General features: G+C 69.6%; 19 protein-coding genes. 5 read left to right on the top strand and 14 right to left on the bottom strand.

The genetic code is table 11. The annotated features are described in order from the left end of the window. Positions 1 to 14 precede the first annotated feature (14 nt). The 9 genes from AOM45_RS15645 to AOM45_RS15605 form a co-directional block, all read right to left on the bottom strand. A complete protein-coding gene (locus AOM45_RS15645; protein WP_030474250.1) occupies positions 15 to 1,121 on the bottom strand; it encodes an alanine racemase in 1,107 nt (368 codons plus the stop codon). Then, complete coding sequence (locus AOM45_RS15640; RefSeq protein ID WP_201779977.1) at positions 1,118 to 1,609, bottom strand: RidA family protein; 492 nt, start codon at positions 1,607 to 1,609, stop codon at positions 1,118 to 1,120. Before AOM45_RS15640 ends, AOM45_RS15645 begins: the two co-directional genes overlap by 4 nt. 2 nt (positions 1,610 to 1,611) lie before the next feature. Beyond that, complete coding sequence (locus tag AOM45_RS15635) at positions 1,612 to 2,379, bottom strand: amino acid ABC transporter ATP-binding protein (RefSeq protein ID WP_059362490.1); 768 nt, start codon at positions 2,377 to 2,379, stop codon at positions 1,612 to 1,614. After that, positions 2,376 to 3,299 carry an amino acid ABC transporter permease gene (locus AOM45_RS15630; RefSeq protein WP_059362487.1) on the bottom strand — a complete coding sequence of 308 codons (924 nt, stop codon included), beginning with the start codon at positions 3,297 to 3,299 and terminating at the stop codon, positions 2,376 to 2,378. Before AOM45_RS15630 ends, AOM45_RS15635 begins: the two co-directional genes overlap by 4 nt. Next, positions 3,299 to 4,243 carry an ABC transporter substrate-binding protein gene (locus tag AOM45_RS15625; RefSeq protein ID WP_059362484.1) on the bottom strand — a complete coding sequence of 315 codons (945 nt, stop codon included), beginning with the start codon at positions 4,241 to 4,243 and terminating at the stop codon, positions 3,299 to 3,301. Before AOM45_RS15625 ends, AOM45_RS15630 begins: the two co-directional genes overlap by 1 nt. 54 nt (positions 4,244 to 4,297) lie before the next feature. After that, the gene (locus AOM45_RS15620; RefSeq protein WP_030473631.1) at positions 4,298 to 5,572 is read right to left on the bottom strand and encodes an NAD(P)/FAD-dependent oxidoreductase; all 1,275 of its coding nucleotides are present in this window, start codon (positions 5,570 to 5,572) and stop codon (positions 4,298 to 4,300) included. A 29-nt stretch (positions 5,573 to 5,601) separates the two neighbouring features. Next, a complete protein-coding gene (locus AOM45_RS15615) occupies positions 5,602 to 6,282 on the bottom strand; it encodes a haloacid dehalogenase type II (protein ID WP_030473632.1) in 681 nt (226 codons plus the stop codon). A 633-nt stretch (positions 6,283 to 6,915) separates the two neighbouring features. Further along, positions 6,916 to 9,294 (bottom strand): non-reducing end alpha-L-arabinofuranosidase family hydrolase, encoded by a 2,379-nt coding sequence (locus AOM45_RS15610; RefSeq protein ID WP_236703634.1) that lies wholly within the window; start codon positions 9,292 to 9,294, stop codon positions 6,916 to 6,918. Between the two features lie 178 nt (positions 9,295 to 9,472). Then, positions 9,473 to 10,213: a FadR/GntR family transcriptional regulator gene (locus AOM45_RS15605; RefSeq protein ID WP_051784762.1), complete on the bottom strand. Its 741-nt coding sequence runs from the start codon at positions 10,211 to 10,213 to the stop codon at positions 9,473 to 9,475. 249 nt (positions 10,214 to 10,462) lie between these two features. Between AOM45_RS15605 and AOM45_RS15600 the strand changes: the two genes are divergently transcribed. Then, entirely contained in the window at positions 10,463 to 11,881 is a 1,419-nt protein-coding gene (locus AOM45_RS15600) for an RICIN domain-containing protein (RefSeq protein WP_030473635.1), read from the top strand. Here AOM45_RS15600 and AOM45_RS15595 read toward each other — a convergent pair whose 3' ends face one another. Continuing rightward, positions 11,882 to 13,069: an MFS transporter gene (locus AOM45_RS15595; RefSeq protein WP_035913898.1), complete on the bottom strand. Its 1,188-nt coding sequence runs from the start codon at positions 13,067 to 13,069 to the stop codon at positions 11,882 to 11,884. A gap of 277 nt (positions 13,070 to 13,346) precedes the next feature. On the opposite strand from AOM45_RS15595, the gene AOM45_RS15590 reads away from it, so the two are divergent. After that, the gene (locus AOM45_RS15590; protein ID WP_035913893.1) at positions 13,347 to 15,533 is read left to right on the top strand and encodes a glycoside hydrolase family 95 protein; all 2,187 of its coding nucleotides are present in this window, start codon (positions 13,347 to 13,349) and stop codon (positions 15,531 to 15,533) included. Here the strand turns inward: AOM45_RS15590 and AOM45_RS15585 are convergent, their stop codons facing one another. Together AOM45_RS15585 and AOM45_RS15580 are read right to left on the bottom strand one after the other, a co-directional pair. Then, on the bottom strand, positions 15,534 to 16,436 hold the full coding sequence (locus AOM45_RS15585) for a cellulose binding domain-containing protein (RefSeq protein WP_030473638.1): 903 nt from the start codon (positions 16,434 to 16,436) through the stop codon (positions 15,534 to 15,536). Between the two features lie 184 nt (positions 16,437 to 16,620). Continuing rightward, positions 16,621 to 17,622 carry a LacI family DNA-binding transcriptional regulator gene (locus AOM45_RS15580; protein WP_030473639.1) on the bottom strand — a complete coding sequence of 334 codons (1,002 nt, stop codon included), beginning with the start codon at positions 17,620 to 17,622 and terminating at the stop codon, positions 16,621 to 16,623. 217 nt (positions 17,623 to 17,839) lie between these two features. Here AOM45_RS15580 and AOM45_RS15575 point away from each other — a divergent pair, with 217 nt between their 5' ends. From AOM45_RS15575 to trpC, 3 genes are all read left to right on the top strand, one after another. Then, positions 17,840 to 18,859, top strand: coding sequence for a LacI family DNA-binding transcriptional regulator (locus AOM45_RS15575; RefSeq protein WP_035913894.1), 1,020 nt, complete (start codon positions 17,840 to 17,842; stop codon positions 18,857 to 18,859). Positions 18,860 to 18,968: 109 nt separating this feature from the next. Next, the gene (locus AOM45_RS15570; protein WP_030473641.1) at positions 18,969 to 19,661 is read left to right on the top strand and encodes a glycoside hydrolase family 12 protein; all 693 of its coding nucleotides are present in this window, start codon (positions 18,969 to 18,971) and stop codon (positions 19,659 to 19,661) included. A 79-nt stretch (positions 19,662 to 19,740) separates the two neighbouring features. Beyond that, positions 19,741 to 20,523: an indole-3-glycerol phosphate synthase TrpC gene (gene trpC, locus AOM45_RS15565; protein ID WP_156094446.1), complete on the top strand. Its 783-nt coding sequence runs from the start codon at positions 19,741 to 19,743 to the stop codon at positions 20,521 to 20,523. Here the strand turns inward: trpC and AOM45_RS15560 are convergent. Both AOM45_RS15560 and AOM45_RS15555 read right to left on the bottom strand, forming a co-directional pair. Then, positions 20,516 to 21,484, bottom strand: a complete 969-nt coding sequence (locus AOM45_RS15560; RefSeq protein ID WP_030473643.1) for an acetylxylan esterase — start codon at positions 21,482 to 21,484, stop codon at positions 20,516 to 20,518. The genes trpC and AOM45_RS15560 overlap by 8 nt on opposite strands. A gap of 421 nt (positions 21,485 to 21,905) precedes the next feature. Then, positions 21,906 to 24,737, bottom strand: a complete 2,832-nt coding sequence (locus tag AOM45_RS15555) for a glycoside hydrolase family 3 protein (protein ID WP_030473644.1) — start codon at positions 24,735 to 24,737, stop codon at positions 21,906 to 21,908. Between the last annotated feature and the right edge of the window lie 27 nt (positions 24,738 to 24,764).

The following is a 24,764-nucleotide window of genomic DNA, read 5'->3' as shown; positions in this document are numbered from 1 at the left end:
GCAACTCCTGTGGGTCAGCTGAGGAATCCGCGGGCGTCGACCGGCCAACGCTGCAGCGACGTGCCCGTGCTGTCGGTGACGATCAGTTCCTCGAAGTTGATGACGACCGGGCAGACGTGGTTCGGCACCACCGGTAGCACGGTGCCGATGGTGGGGCGGACCTCGCCGGCGGGCAACGCGAGGAATCCGTGGTACTCGTTGAGCTTGGTCAGGACGGCCTTCGTGCCGGCGATGCCGCCGTAGCCGCGTTCGGCGCTGCCCTCCCGGCTGAGGGCTTTGGTGCCCGCGTCGACGATCACCTGGTCGGGGACCCAGTCGCTGACCACGGTGGTGGCGACGAACAGCGCGACCTGGTCGTCCGTGCAGGCGCCGAGCCGGGTGTTGTTCAGGTCGCAGAAGACGTACTCGCCTGGCCGGATCTCGGTGATCACGCTGCTGCCGGTGAACTCGACGGTCGGGGTGGAGCCGGCACTCACCACCTGAGCGGTGATCCCGGCAGCGGTGAGGCTGCGCACCGCGGTGACGAGCGCGACGTCCTGGTCCTGCGCGGCGCGCAGGCGAGCGTCCGGACCGGCGCTGCCGTGACCCGGATACGTGAAGACGCCCACCGGCACCAGGCCGCGCCGGCGGGCGGCCGAAGCGAGGTCGCCCGCGAGCTCAGGCGGTGCCCCGGAGCGACGGGCGCCGCAGTCCACCTCGATCACGACCTCCAGCCGCTCCGGTTCGCCCGCCATCGCGTCGGCGAGTGCGTCGATCGCCGCGACGTTGTCCACGCCGACCCGCAGCCGGGAGGACTCGGTCAGCCCGCGCAACCGCGCGCCCTTGGTCCCCGAGGGCCAGACCGGGTAGGCGAGGAAGATGTCGTCGAATCCGGCCGCGGCGAAGACCTCGGCCTCACCGACGTTGCCCGCGGTGATGCCGACCGCTCCCGCCGCGAGCTGGCGCCTGCCGATCTCGACGCACTTGTGCGTCTTGACGTGCGGTCGGACGTGGAGGCCGTGCTGGCCGGCGAAAGCCTGCATGCGGTCGATGTTGTCCTGCAGCACGTCGACCAGCACGATCGGCGCCGGGGTGTCGATCCGCCCTGCCAGGGCGGCGAGCGCTCGCTGGAGCTGACTCACGTTGCACTCCTCTCCTGCACCGCGGCGCAGACCATCTGGATCTCGACCGGACTGTTGCGCGGCAGGCCCGCGACGCCGATCGCGGTGCGCGCGTGCCGTCCGTTCTCACCCAGTACCTCGACGAGGAGGTCACTGGCCGCGTCGGCGACCCGCGACTGCTCGCCCAGATCCGGTGTGCTGGCCACGAATACCAGCATCTGCACGACCCTGACCCGGTCGAGATCCCCCACCGCGTCCGCGGCGATGGCGAGTGCGTTGAGCGCGGTCTGGCGGGCGAAGTCGCGCGCCATCGGCACGTCGACGTCCCGGCCGACGACGCCCTGGCCCAGCAGCACGCCGTCCCGGTACGGCAACTGGCCCGAGATGTAGATGCTCGAATCCACCGTCCGGTGGTTCACGAAGTGCGGGCTCGCACCGAATCCGAGGGCGGGCAGCTCCAGACCGAGAGCCTGGAGCCGATCCGTTGCCTTCACAGCACTTTCGATCACAGTCACAGCACCCTTTCCAGGAACTCCTGGGTTCGTTTTTCGCGGGGGTTGGCGAGTACTTCGCGGGCGTCGCCGCGCTCCACGGCGATTCCGTCGTCCATGAAGAGGACTTCGTCGGCGACGTCGCGGGCGAAGCCCATCTCGTGGGTGACGACGAGCATGGTCATGCCGTGGTGGGCGAGGTCGCGCATGACGGCGAGGACTTCGCCGACGAGTTCGGGGTCGAGGGCGCTGGTGGGTTCGTCGAACAGCATGATGCTGGGCTGCATCGCCAGTGCGCGGGCGATGGCGACGCGTTGCTGCTGGCCGCCGGACAGCTGGGCGGGGTACTTGTGGCCGCATCCGGCGAGGCCGACCTGGGCCAGGAGTTTCTGGGCCTGTTCACGGGCGGTTTTGCGGTCGGTCTTCTTGACCAGCACCGGTCCGGACATGACGTTGTCCTCGGCGGTCATGTTGGGGAACAGGTTGAACTGCTGGAAGACCATCCCGATGTGGGAGCGTTGCTCGGCCAGCCGTTGCGGGGAGACGGCGTGGTAGGCGTTGTCCTTCTCGACGTAGCCGAAGTCCTCTCCGTTGACCCGCAGCACACCGCGGTCGATGGTCTCCAACCCGTTGACACAGCGCAGAAGTGTCGATTTCCCGCTCCCGCTCGGCCCGATGATGCAGGAGATCTCGCCGGCCTTGACCGACAGGTCGATCCCGCGCAGCACCTCGTGACTGCCGTAGCTCTTGTACAACTGGCGTGCCTCGATCGTTCCGTCGGCTTTCACAGCAACGACTCCTTCGTGGCGACGGCCACCGGGGCGGGCCTGCGGGTCGAGCGGGAGAAGCGGCGTTCGATCATCGACTGCGGCACGCTCAGCGCCATCGTCATGATCAGGTACCAGAGGCTCGCCACGATCAGCAGCGGAATGGTCTGGTAGGTCCGCGCGTAGATCGACTGTGCGCTGTTGAGCAGTTCCGCCACGCCGAGCACGCTGACCAGGGACGTCTCCTTGAGCATGCCGATGACCTGGTTGCCGGTGGCGGGGATGATCGCGGGCATGGTCTGCGGGATGATCACGTGGCGGAGCCGGGTGAACCCGCTCATGCCCAACGAGTCCGCGGCCTCGTACTGGCCGCGGTTCACCGACGCGAACCCGCCGCGGATGATCTCCGCCATGTACGCGGCCTGGTTCAGCGTCAGACCGACGATCGCCGCGGTCAGCGGAGTCATCAGCGCGTTCATGTCCACCGGTGTGGAGATGTCGGTGAACGGGATGCCGATGGTGATGTTCGGGTACAGCGCGGCGATGTTGAACCAGAAGATCAGCTGCACGAGCACCGGTGTGCCGCGGAAGAACGTGATGTACAGCCGCGCCAGGCCGGAGATCGGCGCCTGGTGCGACATCCGCATCACCGCGAGCAGCAACCCGAGCAGCGTGCCCAGCACCATGCTGGCCACGGTCAGGACCAGCGTCAGCACCAGACCGTCCAGAATGGCCTCGGTGGTGAAGTAGCTGAACACCACCGGCCACTGGTAGTTCTCGTTCGTCACCGTCGTGGTGACCAGGCCGCCGACGATCGCGATGGCGACCGCCCAACAGAGATAGTCGCGCGGACGTTTCGGCGTGATCCGCTTCTTGTTCTCCGGCAGCAGGTCCGGCAACGGCTGGGTTCCGGTCTTCGAACCGGTGGTGGCCGTCGACATCATTGCCCCAGCGGGGCGGCCGGCGCCGCGGTCTTGATGCCCAGGCCCTGGAAGCCCCAGCGGTCAAGCGCTTCGGCGTACTTCGGACTGTCGATGATGGACTGAATCGCCGCCTGGACCGCCGGGGTCAGCGGAGAACCCTTGGGCAGCGCCACGTTCACATTCGTGGTGACCACGCGTTCCGGGAGGACCTCCAGCACGTTCGGCTGCCGCTTGGCCGCCCAGGCGAGCGAGGTGAAGTCGTACATCACCGCGTCGAGACGCTTGGAGGACAACTGGGTCAGCGCGTCGGTGACACTCGGCAGCGTCACGCCCGTGATGGCGGGCTTGCCCTGGCTCGTGCAGTCCTTCTCGGTCAGCTGCGGCAGCCACTTGAGCTCCTGCGTGCTGCCGGACTGCACGCCGACACGACGCTCGCACAACTCATGGACGGCCAGCTTCTGCGGGTTGCTCTTGGGGACCGCGACGCCGGTGCCGGTCTGGAAGTAGTTGACCATGTCGAGCACCTTCAGCCGCTCCGCCGTGGCGCCCATGGTGGTCGCGGTGAAGTCGAACCGGCCGCCCTGCAGACCGGGGATGATGGTGTCGAACTTGACGTTGTCGATCTGCAGCTTCACCCCGAGCTTGGCCGCGATCAACCGCGCCATGTCCGGGTTGAACCCGATCGGCGTCTTGTTGTCCGCCGCCATGAACGTGGTCGGTGGACTCGACAGGTCCATCGCCACCGAGATCTTGCCCTTGGACTTCACGGACTCGGGCAGCAGCTTCACCGCGGCGGGATCAGCCTGAACACCGGCCGAGATGTCATCGGTGTGCTCGACCGACTGGCCGGGCTCACCGCTCTGCTGAACGGTCTGCGGAGCGCCTCCCGACCCGCACGCGACCAGCGCGAGAGTCAGGGACGTCGCGGCGAACGCGGCACGCAGTGGTGTGGTGACTCGCATGGTGGCCGTCCTTCTTCATACGGGGGAACGAGGTGCGGGACGAGGGTGGCCCGCTCACTTCATGAGGTCCTTGAACCTGTAGTAAGCGCCTGCGAAAGGAAGGAACCAGGGCGGTCCGAAGTGCCCGGGGATGCGGGTGAACTTCAAGTCGCGCCAAGGGTTCGCACTCGTCGTTCCGTTCAGGTACTCGGCCATCTGCTTGCCCATGTGCGTGGCCATCTGCACGCCGTGGCCGGAGTAGCCGAGCGAGTAGAACAGTCCGTCGTGCTCGCCGGCGTGCACCATGCGGTCCATGCTCATGTCGACCAGACCGCCCCAGCAGTAGTCCACCCGCGCGTTCGCGAGCTGCGGGAAGACCTCGGTCATCGCCTTCTGCAGGATGCGCCCGCACTTCTCGTCCGACTGCGGGTTGGACATGGTGAACCGGGCGCGGCCACCGAAGAGCAGCCGGTGGTCCGGCGTGATCCTGAAGTAGTTCAACAGGTTCCTGGACGTCGACGCCATCCGCCTGGTCGGCAGCAGCTCGTCGCAGACGTCCTCGCCCAGCGGCTCGGTCACGATGATGAAGCTGCCGACGGGCGCGATCCTGAACTGCTGCCAGCGGAACGGCCTGCCGGTGTAGCCGCTGGTCGCCACGAGCACCTGGTCCGCCTGCACGGTTCCCCGCGGTGTGACCAGCTCGTGTTTCGCCCCGCCCAGCCGCCGGAACCGCTCGACCGGCGCCTTCTCGTGGATCGTGGCGCCGGCCCGCACCGCGGCCTCGGCGAGTCCCCTGGTGAACTTGCCGACGTGCAGCCCGGCACTCCTGGCGTCGACCAGCGCACCGTGGAACCGGTCGGAGCCGATCTCCGCGCGAAGCTCGTTCCTGCTCACCACGCGGTGCTCGAAACCGAGCCCGGACAGCATGTCGGCGGTCTTGCGCATGCCGTCGACGTGAGCGGGCTTGGACGCGAGGTTCAGCTTGCCGGTGCGGGCGAAGTCGCAGTCGATGCCCTCGTCGCCGATGACCTTCTCCACGGTGTCGACCGCGTCGTGGTAGGCCAGCAAATACGCCTTCGCCGTGTCCAACCCGTACCGGCCGACCGCGTCGCGGAAGCCGATCGACAGGCCGGTCGTGGCCATACCGCCGTTGCGACCCGACGCGCCCCAGCCCACCGTCTCCTTCTCGAAGACGTGCACGTCGGCACCCCTGCGGGCCAGGTGCAACGCCGTCGACAGACCGGTGAGGCCCGCTCCGACGACCGCGACGTCGACGCGGCCGCTGATGTCGGTCCGCGACCGGTCAGGGCCCTGCGGAGCGGTGTCGAGCCAGTAAGGCGTGAACTTCATCGCTGCTCTCCAGTCGTCTCGAGCGTGCGTCAGGGACGCGGCAGACCGAAGAGGACGGGGAGGTCGGCGATGTCGGTGATCCGCCTGGCGCCGAGCCACGGGTGGTCCGGCTCGAAGCCGCGGTCCACGTACACCTTCTTGTCGAAGCCCATGACGGTCGCGGAGCGGAGGTCGTACTTCGGGCTCGCCGAGACCCACGCGATCTCGTCGGGCGTCGCGCCGAGCTTGTCCAGCGTGTACCGCCACGCGTGCAGCCGCGGCTTGTAGCAGCCCATCTGCTCGGCGGTGATGACGACCTCGAACGGAGCCTTGAGGTTCTCCACGAGGCTCGGCGCGTGGACGTCGTCGGTGTTCGTCACGATGACCAGCGGAAACTCCTCGGCCAGGCGGTTCAGCGCCTCGGTGACACCGGGGTAGGGCGTGAACGTGGGGATCTGCTCGTACACCGCCTCGGCGTCACCGGCGCGGTACCCCAGGCCGAAGTGGTGCAGGGTGCGCTCCAGCGAGTGAGCGATGACCTGGTGGAACGGCTTGTAGTCGCCCAGGGTCTCGTCGTACCGGAACTCGTTGCCGGTCTTCAGGACCTCGTCGGCGATCTCGGCGGGGAGCCGGTCACCCAGGACGCGGCGGATCACCTCGTTGATGCGGAAGTGGATCAACGTCCCGTTCATGTCGAACGCGACGAACTTCGGCTTGCTCTCGAATTTCACTTTTCCTCCTGTGTCGACCGTCGTTTGTCGATTGTCGACCATCTTGAAGGGCTGCCAACTGTGTGTCAAGGAGCACCATCGGCACACGACCCAGCCGGACGTGAGACCGGGCCCGCCCACATCTGCCTGCGGCAGCCGCCGCGTCAGTCAGTTGATCGGCGGATCGTTCCGGACCGTGTCTTCACCGACGTACTGCGGGCGGCCGCGGAGAACTGCCCGCGTAGACGCGCTGGCCCCCGAGGTGGTGGCGGGAGCGGCAGCGCGGGTGGTTGTGGCCGCGCCGGCGACCACAACCACCCACCGCCAACCCGGAGGCGTTGCAGGCCGAACCTCTGGCTGAGGCCGCTCTGCCGGTTCACGAGCCTGACCACGCCCAGACCCGGGTCGAGTTCTGGTCCCGGTCGGCCGCGCGGCTGACGTGCTTGCACTTCCAGGTGCCGGTGAGGTCGAGGCGGAACGGCGAGCTCGTGCGGTCCCCGGCCGGCGCCTGATGGAGATCGGCGACCTCGGTGTGCACTGTCTCGGCACACGCGACCTGGCCCAGTGCGGCCGGTGCGGCGAGTCCGCTGCCGAGCAGCGTGCGGCGGCGGGCCGGCTGACGCTCGTCTGGTGCGGGGGACGACGTTCAGCCGGTCAGCAGGCGGAGTTCGTTTGCGTGATCAGGCCCAGCCGCCACGGCAGGCTGTTGTAGTCGCCACCGGAGTTGGGGTCGCGGCCCTGGTAGAGGTAGCGGATCTTGCACGGACTGATGGTCAGCGTCTGGTCGGTGCCGGTCCGGACCATCTCGCCGTGGCTGATGTCCTGCGTCCACAGGCCGCTGGGGAAGGTCACGTTGGCCGGGCCCGCGAACGGCGTGGCCTCCGCGTCGGCCAGCGGCGTCCACGGTCCGGCGATGCTGCCCGACGTCCACGAGCGGAAGTACCGGCCCTGCGACCCGATCGCCTCGATGAGCATCAGGTACTGGTTCGAACCGTCCACTTTGTACACGTTGGACGCCTCGAACAGCCGGTACCTGTCCGAGTCCTGCAGGGCGATCACCGGTTCGCTCATGCCGTTCGGGAAGCTCCCGACCGTCGTCTGCGACCGGTAGAGGTGACCGTTGTCGTCGGAGGAGAACAGGTGGCAGTTGACCGAGTCGCAGATGACCCACATGTCGACCCAGTAGCCGTTGCCGATGTTGTCCCGGATGATCTGCGGCACGTCCGGGTAGAAGTGCTTCGGCGCGGTCCACCCCGCCGGGTTGTTGATGTCGGTGTTGGTCGAGTAGGCGGCGTTGCCGTCCTGGTAGACCAGGTACCAGAGGTTCTGCGGCGCGAAGTAGAACACCTCGGGTGCCGCCCGGTAGCCGGTGCCGATCCCGGACTGGTCGAGGTAGAAGTGAGGCGCCGCGCTCGCCTGCGACCAGTCGGTGAAGCTCAGGTACACCATGTTGTAGCCGGCCGCGTTCGCGACGCTGGCGAAGACGTGCCACTTGCCGTCGTGGTAGACGACCGACGGGTCCTTGATGCCCGCGATGTTGTGCGTCGCGTCGGACTTCGGTGAGATCAGCTGCTGGCTGGAGCTCCACGTGTACCGCGACGGGAGCGGGCCGGTGCCGGGGTTCGGTGGCTTCAGGCCGGTCCACTGCTGGTTGGTGCCGCCGTTGCAGGTCCAGATGATCACCTTGGTGCCGTTGGCGGTTCCCCGGCCGTAGACGTCCAGGCACAGTCCTGACTGGACGTTCGTGATCGTGCCGTTGCTGTTGACGTTCCACTTCTGGTTGTTGCCGCCGTTGCAGTTCGCGATGACCGAGTTCGCGCCGCTGCCCGTGCCGGACGTGTCGAGGCAGCGCTTCGAGTCGCCGGTGTAGACCGAGATCTCACCCGAGGCCGAGCGCGTCCACTGCTGGTTCGCTGTGGTCTGGCAGTCCCAGATCCGCAGCTGGGTTCCCGGACTGGTCGAGGAGTTCGGCACGTCCAGGCACTTGCCCGCGGACACGGAGCGCAGCGTGCCATCGCCGCCACCACCGCCGCCGCCGTTCAGCGCGTCGAGCACTGCGGTGTACGCCTGCTTCTTGTTGTAGTTGCCGTCGAACAACAACGGGGTGTCGCCCGACCGCCACGAGTACTTGTCCGTGACGCCCCACGGGGTGATCCCGGTGCAGCGGGACACGGCCATGCACGCCTGGACCACCGTGCGGTACGTCGCGGCCTGGGCGGAACCGGAGCCGCCGACGTCGAGCTCCGTGATCTGCACGTCGACGCCGAGGTCGGCGAACCGTTGCAGGTTCGCCTGGTAGCTGCTGAGGTTCGCGCCTTGCCCGAGGTGGCTCTGGAAGCCGACGCAGTCGATCGGCACGCCGCGTGACTTGAAGTCGCGCACCATGTTGTAGATACCGGTGCTCTTCGCGTTGATGCCGTCGGTGTTGTAGTCGTTGTAGCAGAGCTTGGCGTTGGGGTCGGCGGCGCGGGCGGTGCGGAACGCCTCCTCCATGTAGCCGTCGCCGAGCCGCTGCTGGACGAACCACTGGCGCCGGGTTCCGTTCTCCTCGAACGCCTCGTTCACCACGTCCCAGGCGTAGATCTGGCCCTTCCAGTGACCGGCCACCTGGTTGATGTGGTTCGCGATCGCCGAGCGCAGGTCGTTCCCGTTCAGGCCGCTGACCCAGCCGGGAATCTGCTGGTACCAGACGAAGGTGTGGCCGCGGACCGACATGTTCCGGCTGCGCGCCTGGCTCACGATCCGGTCCGCCGGGGCGAAGTTGAACTGGTTGCGGTTGGGCTCGACGGTGTCCCACTTCATCTCGTTTTCCGGCGTGACGCTGTTGAACTCCGTGCCCCACGTGTTCACGTACGCCTGTTCGCCGAGGTGGCTCGCGGAGATCGCGGCTCCGAAGTACCGGCCGCTCTGCGCTGCCGCGGCACCGAGGGTGCTCGCCGCCGCTTCCGCGGAACCGGGCAACAGCACCAATGTCGTCGCTGTGAGCACGCCGGCTGCCAGTGCGGCTGTCGCCGACCGGGTCCGCCGTCGCACGGATGGACTGCTGAACATCGCAACCCTCGTTCCATGGGGTTATTCGAGTTCTGCGGCGTCGGGTGTGCGGTCGTGCGGCGGACACGACGGCGATCGCGGCGGTGTGTCAGGACTTAGTGCGACACATCACATCGAGCACCGAAACGGTTGTAGCACAAATCCGGAAGGCGGGTCCAGGTCAGCCGAAGACGCGGCGCTGGATCTCGCGCCGGTAGTCCTCCAGCGTCCTGTCCACGTGCACGGCGGCAGCGGCGCCGGCCGCGTCGGCGTCACCGTCGCGGATCGCGCGGTAGATCGCGGCGTGCTCCTGGACGGCCTCCGCGGCATGTCCGCCGACCGCGCCGTTCAGCCCGATGACGTTGGACTGCCGCTGCAACCGGCGGGCCTCGCGCACCGCGGCGACGAGGAACTGGTTGTGCGAGGCGGCCGCGACGGCCAGGTGGAAGTCGTCGTCGCCCTGGTCGAACATCGCGTCCTGCCCGGTGACGTGCCCCTTCCGGCACAGCTCCGCCGCCACCTCGACGGCGCGCAGCTCGGCCGGTGTCGCCCTGGTGGCGGCCTGCCGTGCGGCGGCGACCTCCTGGACCTTGCGGAACTCGAAGAGCATGTACACGTGGTCGAGGTCGGTGGGCAGGAAGAAGCCGCCCCACCGGGACGAGCCGAGCATGCCCTCGTCGTCGGCCACGTAGAGCCCGCGTCCCTTGTGAGCGCGCACCCTCCCGAGCGCCGAGAGGATCTTCACCGCCTCCCGCACCACGGTCCGGCTGGTCCCCATCCGGCCGGCCAGCTCGTTCTCGGTCGGCATGCGGTCACCGGGGCGCAGCTCCAGCTCGGCGATGAGCTCGAGGATCCGCTCGGCCACCAGCTCGTAGCCGGGGCGGTACGAGGCGGGTGGCGCGTACGCGGCTTCTGCATCCACCGAGACGGCTCCTTCATGAGTAAGACTTTTCGTCCGTCCCACCGAGGGTACAGGTGTGTCGAACGGCCAGGACAATCCATCGAACGCGGAATCGACCGAGGTCAGAAGAGTCGGCTACACCCGGCCGAGCGGCCCAAATGAGCATGCTCATTTTCTTGACGGCGGCTCGGCGCGGCTGCTCTCATGGCCATCGGACACGCAGTGCGGTCGGACGACCTCGATCAGTGACACAACGCAGTGGAGCAGCCGATGAGTCGTTTCAGGAAAGCGCTTTCCGCATTGCTGGCCCTCCTGGTCGCGGTGGGGGTGATGGCTGGCACCTCCACCGCGGCACAGGCCTCCACGGCCGGGTTCCGCGGCGTGAACTGGGCCGACCAGAGGGACAACTTCGTCAACGGCGTGCTGTACCCGTCCGGGCTCAGCGCGTCGGACACCTACTCGTCCGCGGCCACCGTCGCGGACCGGGTGGTCGGCCAGCTCTACTCGATCACCGGTGCCAACACGGTCCGGTTGCCCATCAACGAACCGACGGTGGCCAACTACTGGGCCACCTACACCGGGGCGATCGACACCGCGCTCGGCAAGGGCAACGTGATCCTGGCGTACTGGGCGTACACCGGCGGCAGGCCGCAGAACGTCAACGCCTTCAACCAGATGTGGGACAAGGTCGTCGCGAAGTACGGCTCCCACCCGAACGCCTACTTCGAGGTCATCAACGAGCCGCACGGCTACGGCACGAGCGACCTCAACAACATGTACAACTCCTGGCTCGGCAGGTACTCGAGCGTTCCGCGCGGCCGGGTGATCCTCGACGGCGCCGGCCTCGCCCAGAACGTTCCGGCGGTCGGCGGCGACAGCAGGCTGAACGGCACGTTGCTCGCGGTCCACGACTACTCGTTCTTCGCCGGGTACGAGAGCGAAACCCAGTGGGCGGACCACATCGCGAGCTACATCGGCAACTACGCGAGCCGCACGATCGCCACCGAGTGGGGCGGCGCGATGGGGCCGGGCAGCAAGAACGGCGTGTCCTTCGACGCCATCGACTACAGCATCCCCAGCGGGTCGTACATGGCCGACTACGTCCGCGGCGTCAGCGCGAAGCTGCGCAGCCTCGGAATGGGCAGCGTGTACTGGCCCGGCCTGCGCGACGGTGACTGGTACAGCCTGACCACCCGCAGCGGCACCACGTTGTCGCTGACTAACCAGTCCGGGCTGCAGCGGCTGCACCACGCGTGGGGGCTCGCGGAGAACAGCACCACCACGGTCAGGATCCGCAACATCGGGAGCGGCCGGTACGCCGACGGCCTGGGCCGGACCGCCGACTCCGCGGCAGGCCAGGAAGCCGACAGCGGCAGCGCCACCCAGCGGTGGATCGTCGAGAACACCGGCGCGTACGTCCGGTTCCGCAACGCGTCCACCGGGCTCTACCTCGACGGCGCGGGCCGCACGTCCAACGGCTCCGACACGGGCCAGCGCGCCGGCAACACCGGCACGAGCCAGCAGTGGACCGTGGTGACCGGCACGAGCAGGGGCAACGACGTGCGCGTCAGAAACCGTGCCACCGGCCTGTACCTGGACGGCATGGGACGCACGGCGAGCGGGTCGAACCTCGGTCAGTGGAGCGACAGCAACAGTTCCAACCAGCAGTGGCGGATCGTGGCGGGCTGATCACCAGGCACGGCGCGCGAGAGCGGCGAGCACGCAGGCGCCCGCCATGGGAAGCAGTGCGAGCACGACCCAGGCGACGCGGCCGTGTTCCAGCAGGGCGCCACCGGCCGTGCTGCCCACGAGCACGGCCACACCACCGGCGGAGGCCAGCACACCGAAGTACGTGCCGAGCCTGCGTTCGCCCGCCAGCACGGGCACGAGCTCCTTCGCCCGTGGCACGACGAGCATCTGGCCGAAGATGAGCAGCACGACGAACGCGACGGCGCCCGTGACCCCCGGCGGGCGCAACGCCACCACGGCGAACGCGAGTCCGATGAGGACGAACCCGCCGACGAGCGCGCCGGTCCTGCCGAGAAGTTTGCGCGAGAGGGCGGACACCGGCAGCTGGCCGAGGATGATCAGCGTCGAGGCGAGCGCGAACAGCAACCCGAGCATCCTGTCGTCCGCGCCCACGCGGTTCAGCTCGGCGGGCAGCGCCAGGTAGAGCTGGTTGTACGACACCAGGTAGGCGGAGTAACCGGCGGCGAACACCAGGAACACCCGGTTGCCGAGCACCTCGCGCCAGCCGTCCAGCACGGGTTCGTCGCGGTGCTCGCCGGGCAGGCGCGGCAGGAACCGCAGGTGCAGCAGCCCGATCCCGATGAACAACGCCGCGCCCGCGACGCAGGCGACGCGGAACTGACCGGCCAGCACCACGCCGAGCAGCGGACCCGCGACCGCACCGATCTCACCGCACACCGCGAAGACCGAGAACGCGTCGGCGCGGCCGTCCGGGCCCGCCTCACGAGCCAGCGACGACTCCACGGCGGGGGAGAACAACGCGCCCGCGAGGCCGACGAGCACCACGCCGCCCAGCACGCCGGGCAACGACGTCGCGGCCGCGAGCACGGCGAACCCCGCCACCCGCACGGCGCAGCCCGCGAGGACGACGGGTTTCGGGCCGAACCTGTCGGTGAGGGTGCCGCCGAGGACGAACAGGCCCTGCTGGCTGAACGTCCGCAGGCCCAGGACGAGGCCGACGAGCCAGCCCGCGAGCCCCAGGTCGTTCGCGAGGTGACCGGCGAGGTACGGGACGACGAGGTAGAAGCCGACGTTGAACAGCAGCTGGCTGCCGACGAGCAGACGGGCGACCGGGCTGAGCGTGCCCACCCGTGCCAGTGCCCGCCCTCGTTCACGCACCGCCGTCACGCCGAACTCCACTCATCTGCCCGACCGCCGGGCGGCACCATTCACGTCGAAATCAACTTAGCGTTCCGAACAGATCGGCACATATCGCGGAATGGCCATCGATGAATGTGTGTTCCATTTCACCTGGATCGAACGGACGAGCTCGTTCGACGGCGAACGGGTCGAAACCCGTGGATTCCGGCTTGTCCGCGCCGACGTGCCTTGACTGTGCCGAGGCCTTGTGCGAGCTTTCCTCTCGGTTGCGTCGAATCGCTTCGATTTGGATGTGGAAAACAGCATGAGCGCTGACGACGTCCTGTGGTTCCGCGAGCCCGCGTCGGTGTGGGAGGAGGCGCTGCCGCTCGGCACCGGCAGGCTCGGCGCGATGGCGTTCGGCGGTGTGGACACCGAGCTGGTGCAGCTCAACGACGACCGGCTGTGGTCGGGGGAGCCCCTGCCACCCGCGGACGGCGACCCGGCCGTGGTGGCGCGAGCGCGGCAGCTCGCTCTGGCGGGAGATCCGGTGGGGGCCGAGGCACTGCTGAAAACGGTCCAGGGCCCGGACACCGCGCGCTACCTGCCGCTCGCGGACCTGCGGCTGGACGTCCGCACGAGTGGTGCCCGGACGGGGTACCGGCGCGCGCTCGACCTGCGCACCGGCGTGTACTCGGTGACCTACCGCGCGGGCGAGGCCGACGTGCTGCGGGAGGCGGTCTGCCACGCCGGCCTGCACGTGCTGGCCTGGCGGGTGCGCGGGGCTGCCGACGTGGCGGTGCGGCTCAGCAACGCCTTGGGCGGCAACGGGTTCACCGCCGGCGAGGTCGCCGGGCTGTCCGGCGCGACCGGGATGGCGTACGCCGTGGCGACCACGATCGACCGCGAAGGTCCGGACGTGGTCACGGTCTACGTGGCGACCGAGGCGGGCTACCGCGGTCCCAGCGCCGAGCCGGAACGCGATCCCGCCGAGTGCGCCCGGCTCGCCACCACCCGCGTCGAGCAGGCGCGCGAGTTCGGCTGGCACCGGTTCCGGGAGGAGTCCGTTGCCGCGCACCGGGAACTGTTCGACCGCGTCCACCTCGACCTCGGACCCGCGCCCGAGGAGCCCCTCGACGAACGGATCGCGGCCCGTGACCCGGCGCTGGCGGCGCTGTCGTTCCACTTCGGACGGTACCTGCTGATCACGAGCTCACGGCCGGGCACGCTGCCGGCGAACCTGCAGGGCATCTGGAACCCGCACGTCGACCCGCCGTGGCGCGGCAACTACACGCTCAACATCAACCTGCAGATGAACTACTGGCCCGCCGAGACGACCGGTCTGCCCGAGTGCCACGAGCCGCTGCTCGAGTTCGTCGAACAGCTCGCGGCACAGGGCGAGCACGTCGCGCGGAGCCTGTACGGGGCGCCCGGCTGGGTGGCCCACCACAACAGCGATCCGTGGTGCCTCGCCACGCCGGTCGGTGCGGGCACGGGCGATCCCGCGTGGGCGAACTGGCCGATGGCGGCGGCGTGGCTCAGCCTGCACCTGTGGGAGCACTTCGAGTTCGGCGGCGACGTGGAGTGGTTGCGCGAGCGGGCCTGGCCGGTGCTGCGCGGAGCCGCCGAGTTCTGTGCCGCCTGGCTCGTCGAGCACGAGGGCGCGTTGACGACGGCGCCGTCGACCTCGCCGGAGAACCACTACCTCGCCGGCGGCGAACCGGTCGCCGTCGGTATTGGGTCCACAATGGACCTGACGCTGACGTGGGAGCTCTTCGACCGGCTGGTGGCGGCCGCCGAAGTCCTCGGCATCGAGGACGACGTGGTGAGGAAGGCGCGGAACCTGTTGCCACGGCTGCCTTCTCCTCCGATCGGCAGCCGCGGTCAGCTGCTCGAGTGGGCGGACGAACTGCCGGACGCCGAGCCGGGTCACCGGCACGTGTCGCACCTCGTCGGTCTGCACCCCGGCCGGCGGATCGATCCGCAACGCTCACCCGAGCTCGCGTCGGCGGCCGGGAAGGCGTTGCTGGAGCGAGGCGACGCGGGCACCGGGTGGTCCCTGGCCTGGAAGACGGCGTTGTGGGCGCGGTTGGGCGAGGGGCAGCGGGCAGGGGAACTGCTGGACCTGTTCCTCACCGATGTCACCGCGAAGGGTGGTGGCGGTGTCTACCGGAACCTGTTCTGCGCCCACCCGCCGTTCCAGATCGACGGCAACTTCGGCATCACGGCCGCGATCGCCGAAATGCTGCTGCAGAGCCACGTCGGCGAACTGTGGCTGCTGCCCGCGCTGCCGCCCGCGTGGCGGCGTGGCACGGTGCTCGGGCTGCGTGCTCGTGGCGGGCTCACGGTCGACCTGACCTGGTGCGAAGGTGAGCTGACGGCGGTGGCGCTGCACGGTTGCCCGGCGCGGCGCACGGTCGCGGTGCGGTACCGCGACCGGCGTGCGGACGTCGAGGTGCGGCCGGGCGTCCGCCAGGTGCTCGACGGCGGGCTGGCCGAGGTGCCCGTGTGATCAGCCGAGCTTGCAGGAAAAACCGTTCAGGCTGAAGGCACCCGGCGCGGCGTTGGTGTTGCCGCTGGAGCCGGTGAACCCCATCAGCACGGACTCTCCGGCGCCGATCGTCTGGTTGTAGTTCATCGCGGTCGCCGAGACGTCCGGACCCGACTGCTTCGACGTGGCGTTCCACATCTCCGACACCGTCTGGCCGTTCGCGAACTTCCACTGCAACGTCCAGCCGCTGAGCGGGGCGTTGCCGGTGTTGCGGATCGTCACGTCGGTGCGGAAACCGCCGGGCCACCTGTCCGTGATGACGTAGGCGACGGAACATCCGCTGACGGGCTTGGCCGCGACCGTCGTGGTCGTGGTGGTGGTCGGACCGGGAGCCGGCGCCGGTGCGGCGGACGTCTGACCGGTGCAGGGTGGCCCCCACCGGCCGAGCTTCTTGGTCGACGCGGTCTTCTCGGCCTCGCTCATGGCGCGGTCGTCCGCCGCCTCGTTGCGCACCATGCCGAGCTCGACGGCGAGCAGGCCGTAGTCGGTGCCGTCGGCGAGCCGCAGCGACACCAGCGCCTCGCCGTCCGGTGTGGTCTCGACCGGCTTCTCCAGCAGCATCGACCTCGCGAACGTGGCGGCCGCGTCGGCCCAGCACGTGTCGGGTGCGGCCAGTCCCTTGACCCGCACCTCCTCGCCGTCGGACAACTGCACCGTGCGCACGTCGACGACCTGCCGCACGGTCAACCCCGTCTTGTCCGGCGGTTCGATGATCTGCGGGACGTACGGTGTCGTCGTCGTGGGCGCCGGGGCCGCCTGTTCACCGTCCCCTCCGCACGCCCCGGCCGCGCCGAGGAGCAGAACGGCGACTGCCAACAGCCAGCCGGTGGGTCTTGTGGTGAGGGCACCCAGCAGTCGTCTCATTGTTCCTCTGCGGCGCGGCGGTGTCGGCGATCGAACCAAATCGGGTTCGGCCGAACGGTGGATCTTCGTCTGGGCAGGCTACGACGCAGGGGTTCGGTGGGGAAGGACTTTCACGTAAATGGGATGTAGCCGCGTTCGACCGCATTCGAGTCGAATAATGTCGAACGCGAAGGAGAAATCGTTTTCAGCGGGCGGAGGTGCTGCCGCGGTCGGTGAGGCGCGGCTGAAGCAGGCGAACCTCCGGTGCCTGCTCCTGGGTGAGCCTGGTCATCACCATCTCGACGGCGATCGCTCCGAGCTCCTGCGCGGGAACGGCGATGGACGTGAGCGGCACGGGCAGGGTCGCCGCGACGTCGTCGGGGCACAGCGTGATCACCGACAGGTCGGCGGGCACGTCGAGCGACCGGCGCCGCAGTTCGAGCAGCAGCGTGCCGAGGACCGCCTCGTTGTGCACGACCAGGCCGGTGATGCCGCGGTCGGGGTGCAGCACGGCGTCCAGGCAGGCCGAGACGGAGTCGTAGCCGGGCGCGCACGAGTGCACCGAGGCCGGCATGCTCCGCTTGGTGGTCTCGCTCTGGAAACCGTGCAGCAGTCTCGCGGCGTAGCTGGTGCCGCGTTCGTACACGGCGGGCGGGGAGCCGATCAGCGCGATCGACCGGTGGCCGCGCTCCGCGAGGTGCCCGGCCATCTGCCTGCCGGCGGTCTCGAAGTCGAGGTCGACGCAGCTGAGGCCCTCGTGGTCGTCGGGCATGCCGAGCAGCACGACCGGCGCGTCGATGGAACGGAGCTCAGGAATGCGCGGATCCGCGCTCTCGACGTCCATCACGATGATCGCGTCCGCCATCGACCGCGCGGTGACCCGGTGCGCCTCGCCGGGCCCCGCCTCCTTGGTGAGGACCAGCACGTCGTAGTCGTAGTCGCGGGCCGAGGCCACGATCGACGAGACGAACTGCATGATGACGGGCAGGTTCTGGTCGGAGTGCAACGGGACGACCAGGCCGAGCACCTGCGAACGGTTCGAGGCGAGCGCCCGCGCACCGGCGTTCGGGTGGTAGCCGAGCGCGGCGATGCTCTGCTCGACGCGGCGCTTGGTCTCCTCCGAGATGCTCCGCTTCCCGCTGAGCACGTAGGACACCGTGCTCATCGACACGCCGGCGTGGCGGGCGACCTCCTTGATTGTGATCATGCCCGCCCTTCTCGTCGTCTCGACTGGTGGCGATCATCGTAGGTGGCGTGCGGGGGCTGCGGGAGGGTCCGGGGAGTCGAACGGGCCGTTGAACATCGACGCCGTTTCCGTCGAAATCGTCGAACACGGGTCATTTGCTTGACGCGCGAGTTTCGGCTGTGTCACATTCCGAATTACGTTCGAAGCGCTTCGATTCGTCCTGGCCGGAGGTGTCGGCGTGGTCACCATCGTGGACGTCGCGAAACACGCGGGGGTAGCTCCCAGCACGGTTTCTTACGTGCTGAGCGGCAGACGCCCGGTTTCGGCCGGGACCCGCGTGCGGGTGAAGGAAAGCATTCAGCAGCTCGGCTACCGGCCGCACGTGGGCGCGAGAGAGCCCGTCTCCGGCCGTGCGAACGTGCTGGCGCTGGCCCTGCCGTTGAGGGAGGGCGTGCACCTGCCGGTGGTCATGCGGTTCGTGACGGCGGTGGCCACCGCCGCCCGTGCGCACGACATGGACGTGCTGCTGGTGACCGCCGACCAGGGTGCCGCGGGACTGCGCCGGGTGGCGGGCGTCGACGGGTTCCTGGTCATGGACGTGGGCATGGACGACGACCGGGTGCCGGTGCTGCGCGAGCTCGGCAAGCCCGCCGTCCTGCTGGGGCATCCGGCGACGGTCAAGGGCCTCACCTGCGTCGATCTCGACTTCGAGGCGGCGGGTGCGCGGTGCGTCGACCACCTCGCCGGGCTCGGTCACCGCAGCATCGGATTCCTCGGCGCCCCAAGCGTTGTCTACACGCGCAACACGGGTTTCGCGCAGCGGACCCTCACCGGCTTCAGCGCCGCGGCCATGCGGCGCGGCGTCACGTCTACCGCTCTGCCCGCCGAGCAGCGCCACGGCTCGGTGCGCGCCGTCGTCAGCACGTTGCTGCGGGAGCTGCCGAGAATGACCGCGCTGGTCGTGCACAACGAGGCGGTGCTCGGTTGGGTCGTGGAGTGCCTGCGCGCCGAGGGGCGGCGGGTGCCGGAGGACGTCGCCGTCGTGGCGATCTGCCCGGACGAGCTCGCCGAGCGGCTGCGGGTGACGTCGGTCCAGCTGCCGGCCGAGGTGCTCGGGCGGCACGCGGTCGAGCTGCTGATGGCCAAGCTGGCGGGCCACGAGCCGCCGTCGCTCACGTTGCTGCCGCCGAAGCTGCTGAGTCGTACGGGTGCGAAGAACGGGATCCAGAATAATTTTGCGACGAATGCAGTCGAATAGTTTCGTGCGGTTGTGTTCGATGATTTCGATGTTACTTTAAATCGAGCGAACCGCTTCGAATCCTGTGGCGGCGCGAATTCCGTTCAATGAGGTGCGGAAGGGAAGTTCGATGAACAAACTGATGCGTGCGCTGATTGTCGCGATGGCGGCCGTGCTGACGGTTTCCGTGGCTGCGGGCACCGCGCAGGCGGCTACCTGGAGCTCCTCCGACAGGTGGGGAACCTGGTCGAACGGCGGCTACACGGTGCGCAACAACATCTGGGGAAGCGGCTACGGCCCCCAGACGATCTGGGCGAACTCCTACAGCAACTGGGGCGTTTGGGCGAACCATCCCAACACCGGCGGGATCAAGGCGTACCCGCATTCGGAGAGGATGGTGAACCGGAGGCTGAGCTCACTCGGAAGCCTGTCGAGCAGCTTCAACGTCTCGTACCCGAACGCCGGCGCCTACACGACCGCGTACGACATCTGGGCCGACAACAACGCCTACGAGATCATGCTGTGGATGAACAAGGTCGGCGCCGTCGGCCCGATCGGGTCCTGGCAGGCGTCGGTCTCGGTGGGCGGGCACAGCTGGAACGTCTACCGCGGCTCGAACGGCGCGAACCAGGTGTTCTCGTTCGTGCGCACCTCCAACACCGGGGCCGGCCAGGTCGACGTCAAGGCGGTGATGGACTGGATCCGCGGCCGCGGCTGGTTCGGCGACGTGACGGTCGGCGCGGTGCAGTTCGGCTACGAGATCACCTCGTCGAGCGGTGGCCTCAACTTCAACACCAACAGCTACTCCGTCTCGTTCGGCTGAGGCCGGAGAGGCGACACCTGCTCCCGGCTGCCCGTACGGCAAGCTGGGAGCAGGTGTTCGCCGACGAAAGGGCATGATCGTGACGGTGCTGGACGGGATCCTGGCAGGTGTGCGCGAGGATCTGGCGGGGCGGCAGAGCGAGCTCCCGCTCGCCGAGGTGAAGGCACGCGCCGCGGACGCACCGCCCGCCCTCGACCCGCTGCCGGCGTTCCGCGCGCCCGGTGTGTCGATCATCGCCGAGGTGAAGCGCAAGAGCCCCAGCAAGGGCGAGCTCGCCACCATCGCGGACCCGGCGGCGCTGGCCGCGGACTACGCGGCGGGCGGCGCGGCGGCGATCAGCGTGCTCACCGAGCAGCGCCGGTTCGGCGGCTCCCTCGACGACCTCGCCGCCGTCCGGGCGCGCGTCGGCGTTCCCGTGCTGCGCAAGGACTTCATCGTCACGCCGTACCAGCTCTGGGAGGCGCGGGCGTGGGGCGCGGACCTCGCGTTGCTCATGGTGGTCTCGCTGCCCGGCGGCCAGCTGGAGGAGCTGCACGGCCTGGCCCGCGAGCTCGGCCTCACCCCGCTGGTCGAGGTGCACACGGAGGACGAGCTGGCGCGGGCGGCCTCGATCGGCGCCGAGGTCATCGGGGTGAACGCGCGCGACCTGACGACGTTGGAGGTCGACCGCGCGGTCTTCCAGAAGCTGGCCCCTCACCTGCCCGAGGGTTCGGTCCGGGTCGCGGAGTCCGGGGTGACGGGGCCCGAGGACGTCGCGGAGTACCACGGGTGGGGCGCGGACGTCGTGCTCGTGGGGGAGGCGCTGGTGCGGTCGGGTGATCCGCGGTCGTCGGTGCGCGAGTTCATCGGCTCCGCTAGCTGACGCCCAGACCGCGGTCGCGCAACCACTCCAGTTGCGCGACCGGGTTCGAGCCGTACCCACCGCCGTGGTCGGCGAACGGCCACACGGTCATGGTCCGGTCGTCGCCCGCGTACCGGTTGAACGCGGCGTACACAGTGGACGGTGGGCAGATCGGGTCCATCAGCCCGACGCTGAACAACGCCGGCGCCGTCGCCCGTTGCGCGAAGTGGACGCCGTCGAAGTAGGAGAGGGTGGCGAAGGCCGGTTCCACGAGATGCCTGCTGTGCCAGCGCAGGTACTCGGCCAGCTCCTGGTACGGCCCTTCGCCGCACACGTCCGCGGCCCGCCGGTAATGGCACAGGAACGGCACGTCCGGCATCACGGCCGCGACGCGGGTCAGCCCTGCCACCGCGAGCGCCAGCCCGCCGCCCTGGCTGCCGCCGGCGGCGATCACCCGTTCCCGGTCCAGCCCCGGCAGCTCGGCCACCGCGTCGACGGCGCGCACGCAGTCGGTCATGAGCCGCCGGTAGTAGTAGTTCTCCGGCGAGTCGATGCCCCTGGTCAGGAAACCCTTGACCCACTGCGGGCCTCCCGGGTCGCGGTCCGGGGTGTCGTGGCCCTGGCCCCGGCTGTCGACCACGAGCTGGGCGTACCCGGCGGACGGCCAGAGCAGGTGGTCGGTCGGCAGGCCGCGGCCACCGCTGTAGCCGATGAACGAGACGACGACGGGCAGCGGTCCCTCGACGCCGCGCGGCCGCAGCAGCCAGGCGGCCACCGGTTCGCCGTTCCAACCGGGGAAGCGGACGTCGTCGACGTCGACCGTGCGCAGCAGGTGGTCGGTGACCCGGTCGGCCTTGACCGCGCCACCGGCGGCGCGGGCCTCGGCGAGGGTGCGGTCCCAGAACGCGTCGAAGTCCTGCGGGCCGGGCAGGTCCGGGCGGTACTGGACGAGCTCGTCGAGGCTGAGGTCGGTCAACGGCATCGAGGCTCCTTCGAAGGTGGTGTGGACGTCTGCGAGTACCACGAACTCGAAGGTCGGTGGTACTCGCAGACGCCTGGGGGCGGCCCGTCGCCCGCCAGGGACGGGCCGCCCGGCCCTCTCCCGGTGACGTGGAGAGGAAGGGTGGTGGCCCGCCACCGCCGGTTCGGCGGGCCACCGGCCTCTGCCGGCTGTGCCCCGGCAGAGGAGATGAAGTGGGTGGCCCGCCTCCCGCCAGGGACGGGCCACCCGGTTTCCGCCAGTGGCCTGGCAGAAGGGGTGGACGCGCCACCCCGGCTCTGCCCGGTGGCCCAGGCAGAAGGGGTGGGCCCTCCAGGGACGGAGCCACCCCGCCTCTGCCCAGCGACTCTGGCAGAGGGGAAAGGTGGTGGCCCGCCACCGCCGGTTCGGCGGGCCACCGGTCTCACCCGGCCGCGGAGAACCGGAAAGCCTCCAGCCGGAACGTGCCGTGCAGCACCACCTTCAGGTCGTGCACCCCCTCCGCCGGCACCTCGAGGGAGGCCGCCGCGGTCGCCCACGTGTAGCGGCCGCCGGTCACCGGCACCGGGAGCGACGCCAGCAGCTCCTCGCCCGCCCAGAACTCCAGCCGTTCGGCCGGATCACCGTTGTCCCAGGCCACTTCCGCCTCGACCCGGACGGCACCGGACAGGTCGACGGACCGGAACCACAGCGTCGCCGGCGAACCCGCCGCGGTGACGGCGTCTCCGGAAGTCAGGGTCGCGTCGACCAGGGTCGCGCCCTCGTAGTCGTCGAAGTCGGCCGCGAGCACGCGGTGGTCGACAGCTGCGCGAGGAGCGGGAGGCGGGCCCACCGCGGTCAGCGGCGCCGTGAGCACCACGTCGTCGGCGGAACGGGCCACCAGGACCTCGTGGGCGCCGGGATCGACGGTGAAGCCGCCGGTCGCCACGTCCCAGTGGGCCAGCTGGTCGGCCGGCAGCCGGAACGTCAGCACGCGGCTCTCACCCGCGTCGAGCCTGACCTTGCGGAAGTCGGCCAGCCGCAGCCGCGGGGCCTCGTAGCGGGCGCCGAGGGCGCGGACGTAGAGCTGGACGACCTCGCTGCCGGCCCGCGAACCGGTGTTGGTCACCGTCACCGAGACGTCGACGGAGCTGTGCTGAGTGATCGTGTCCGACGACAAGATCAGATCGCGGTGGGCGAACGACGTGTAGGACAGGCCGTGGCCGAACGGGTACAGCGGCGCGGTGCGGTGGTACTGGTAGGTCCAGCCCGCCTTGATGATGTCGTAGTCGAGGGGGTGCGGGAGCTCGTCGTCGCCGCGGTACCACGTCTGCGGCAGCCGCCCGGACGGTTCGGCCTCGCCCAGCAGGACCGCCGCCAGCGCCCGGCCTGTCTCCTGCCCGCCGTGGGACGTCCACACCACGGCGGGCAGGTGCTCGTCCGCCCAGTCCAGGGCGTAGGGGTAGCTGCTCATCACCACCAGCGCGGTGTCCTCGCGGACGCCCGCGACCGCGCGCAGCAGCGAGTCCTGGGAGGCGGGCAGCGCGATGCTCCTGCGGTCCTCGGTCTCGCGGCCGTGGATGAGCGGGTGGTTGCCGAGGACGACCACGGCCACGTCGGCGGACACGGCGGCCGCGAGCGCCTCGGCGGTGCCGTCGCGCAGGAGCTCGTGCTCCCACCGTTCGGCGGCTTCCGGCGTCTCCGCGGTGAGGCTGACCCGGCCGTCGACGGGGTCGACGACGGCGTACCGGCCCGTGAACACGTTCTGGAACAACACCGAGTCGTCCACCGGCACCAGGCGGAACGTCTCGCAGACGTCCCAGCTCTTGATCTGCTCCTGGTCCGCGGCGAGCGAGCCGTCCTCGCGCTTGAGGCTCAGGTAGCGGCCGTTCTCCACCGACTTGAACGTCAGCACGCCGTCGCCCCAGTCGACGACGTCGAACGCGGTCTTGCCGAGCAGTTCGCCGCTCGTGCGCGAGCGCAGCGCGACCCGGTCGGCGCCGTCGGCCACGACCACCGCGCCGCCGCGGTCACCGAGCACCGCCTGGAGCCCGCCCGCGACCGTCACCTGGTACGGCAGCGTGCCGCTGTACCAGTCCTCGCACAACGTGTCCGCGAGCGGACCGATCACGGCGATCCGCGGGGCGCCTTGCAGCGGCAGGAGGCCTTCGTTGCGCAGCAACACGATCGACTCGGTCGCGGCCTCCAGCGCGAGGGCGCGGTGTCCGGGGGAGTCGATGACCTCGGGACCGATCGAGGCGTAGGGGTCGAGATCGGGGTCGAACTCGCCGAGGCGGAAGCGGATCTCCAGTTGCCGCCGCACCGCGCGGTCCACGTCAGCGGAGTCGATCAGGCCGCGGTCGAGCGCCTCGCGCAGCCTGCCGATCGGGGTGCCGCTGTCCTCGCCGTGGTCGGTGAAGCTGTCGATGCCGGCCTTCAGCGCGGCGGCGTGCGACTCCGCGTGGTCGTCGAAGTAGTGCTCGGGGTCGACCAGGTTGGACGGTGCCTCGGCGTCGCTGACCACGAACAGCTCGTGCCCGGTCGGCTCCGCCCAGCGCCGCAGCTCCGTCTCGATGAGCGGGGTGACGTGGCACGGACGGCCGTTGACCAGGTTGTACGCGGCCATGGCCCCGGTCGCGGCACCGGAGGCGATCACGGGGCGGAAGGCCGCGAGGTCGTACTCCTGCAGCACGCGCGGGCGCACACCCGAGGACGTGACGCAGCGGTCGTCCTCGTTGTTGTAGGCCAGGTAGTGCTTCAGCACGGTCGCCGTGCGCAGGAACCGGTGGTGGTCGCCCGTCATCCCGCGGCAGAACGCGATGCCGAGGCGCGCGGTGTGCAGCGGGTCCTCGGAGTAGCCCTCCTCGTTGCGGCCCCACCTCGGGTCGCGCAGCAGGTTCAGCACCGGCGCCCACGCCTGGAGGCTGTTCCGGCCCGTGCCGATCGCCGTCGGGCGGTGGTAGTGGAACGCCCTGAGCTCGACCGACGTGGCCTCGGCGACGCGGTGCACCAGGTCCTCGTCCCAGGTCGCGCCCAGCCCGACCGCCTGCGGGAACACGGTGGCGACACCGAGCCAGGCGACGCCGTGCAGTGCCTCGCTGCCCGTGCGGAACGCGGCGACGCCCAGCCGCGGCACGGCCGGTGAGTACTGGTGCAGCATCGCGATCCGCTCGTCGAGCGTCAGCCGCCCGAGCAGATCGTCGATGCGCTTGCGCGTCGACAGCGCGGGGTCGCGGAACGGCAGGGTCTCGGCGGCGAACACGGACTCGGAAACCACTTGGTAACCCCTCAGGTCGGAGCTAGC

The organism is Lentzea aerocolonigenes (assembly GCF_000974445.1).
Classification (GTDB): Bacteria; Actinomycetota; Actinomycetes; order Mycobacteriales; family Pseudonocardiaceae; genus Lentzea; species Lentzea aerocolonigenes.
This window is presented reverse-complemented; position numbering and strand designations above follow the sequence as displayed.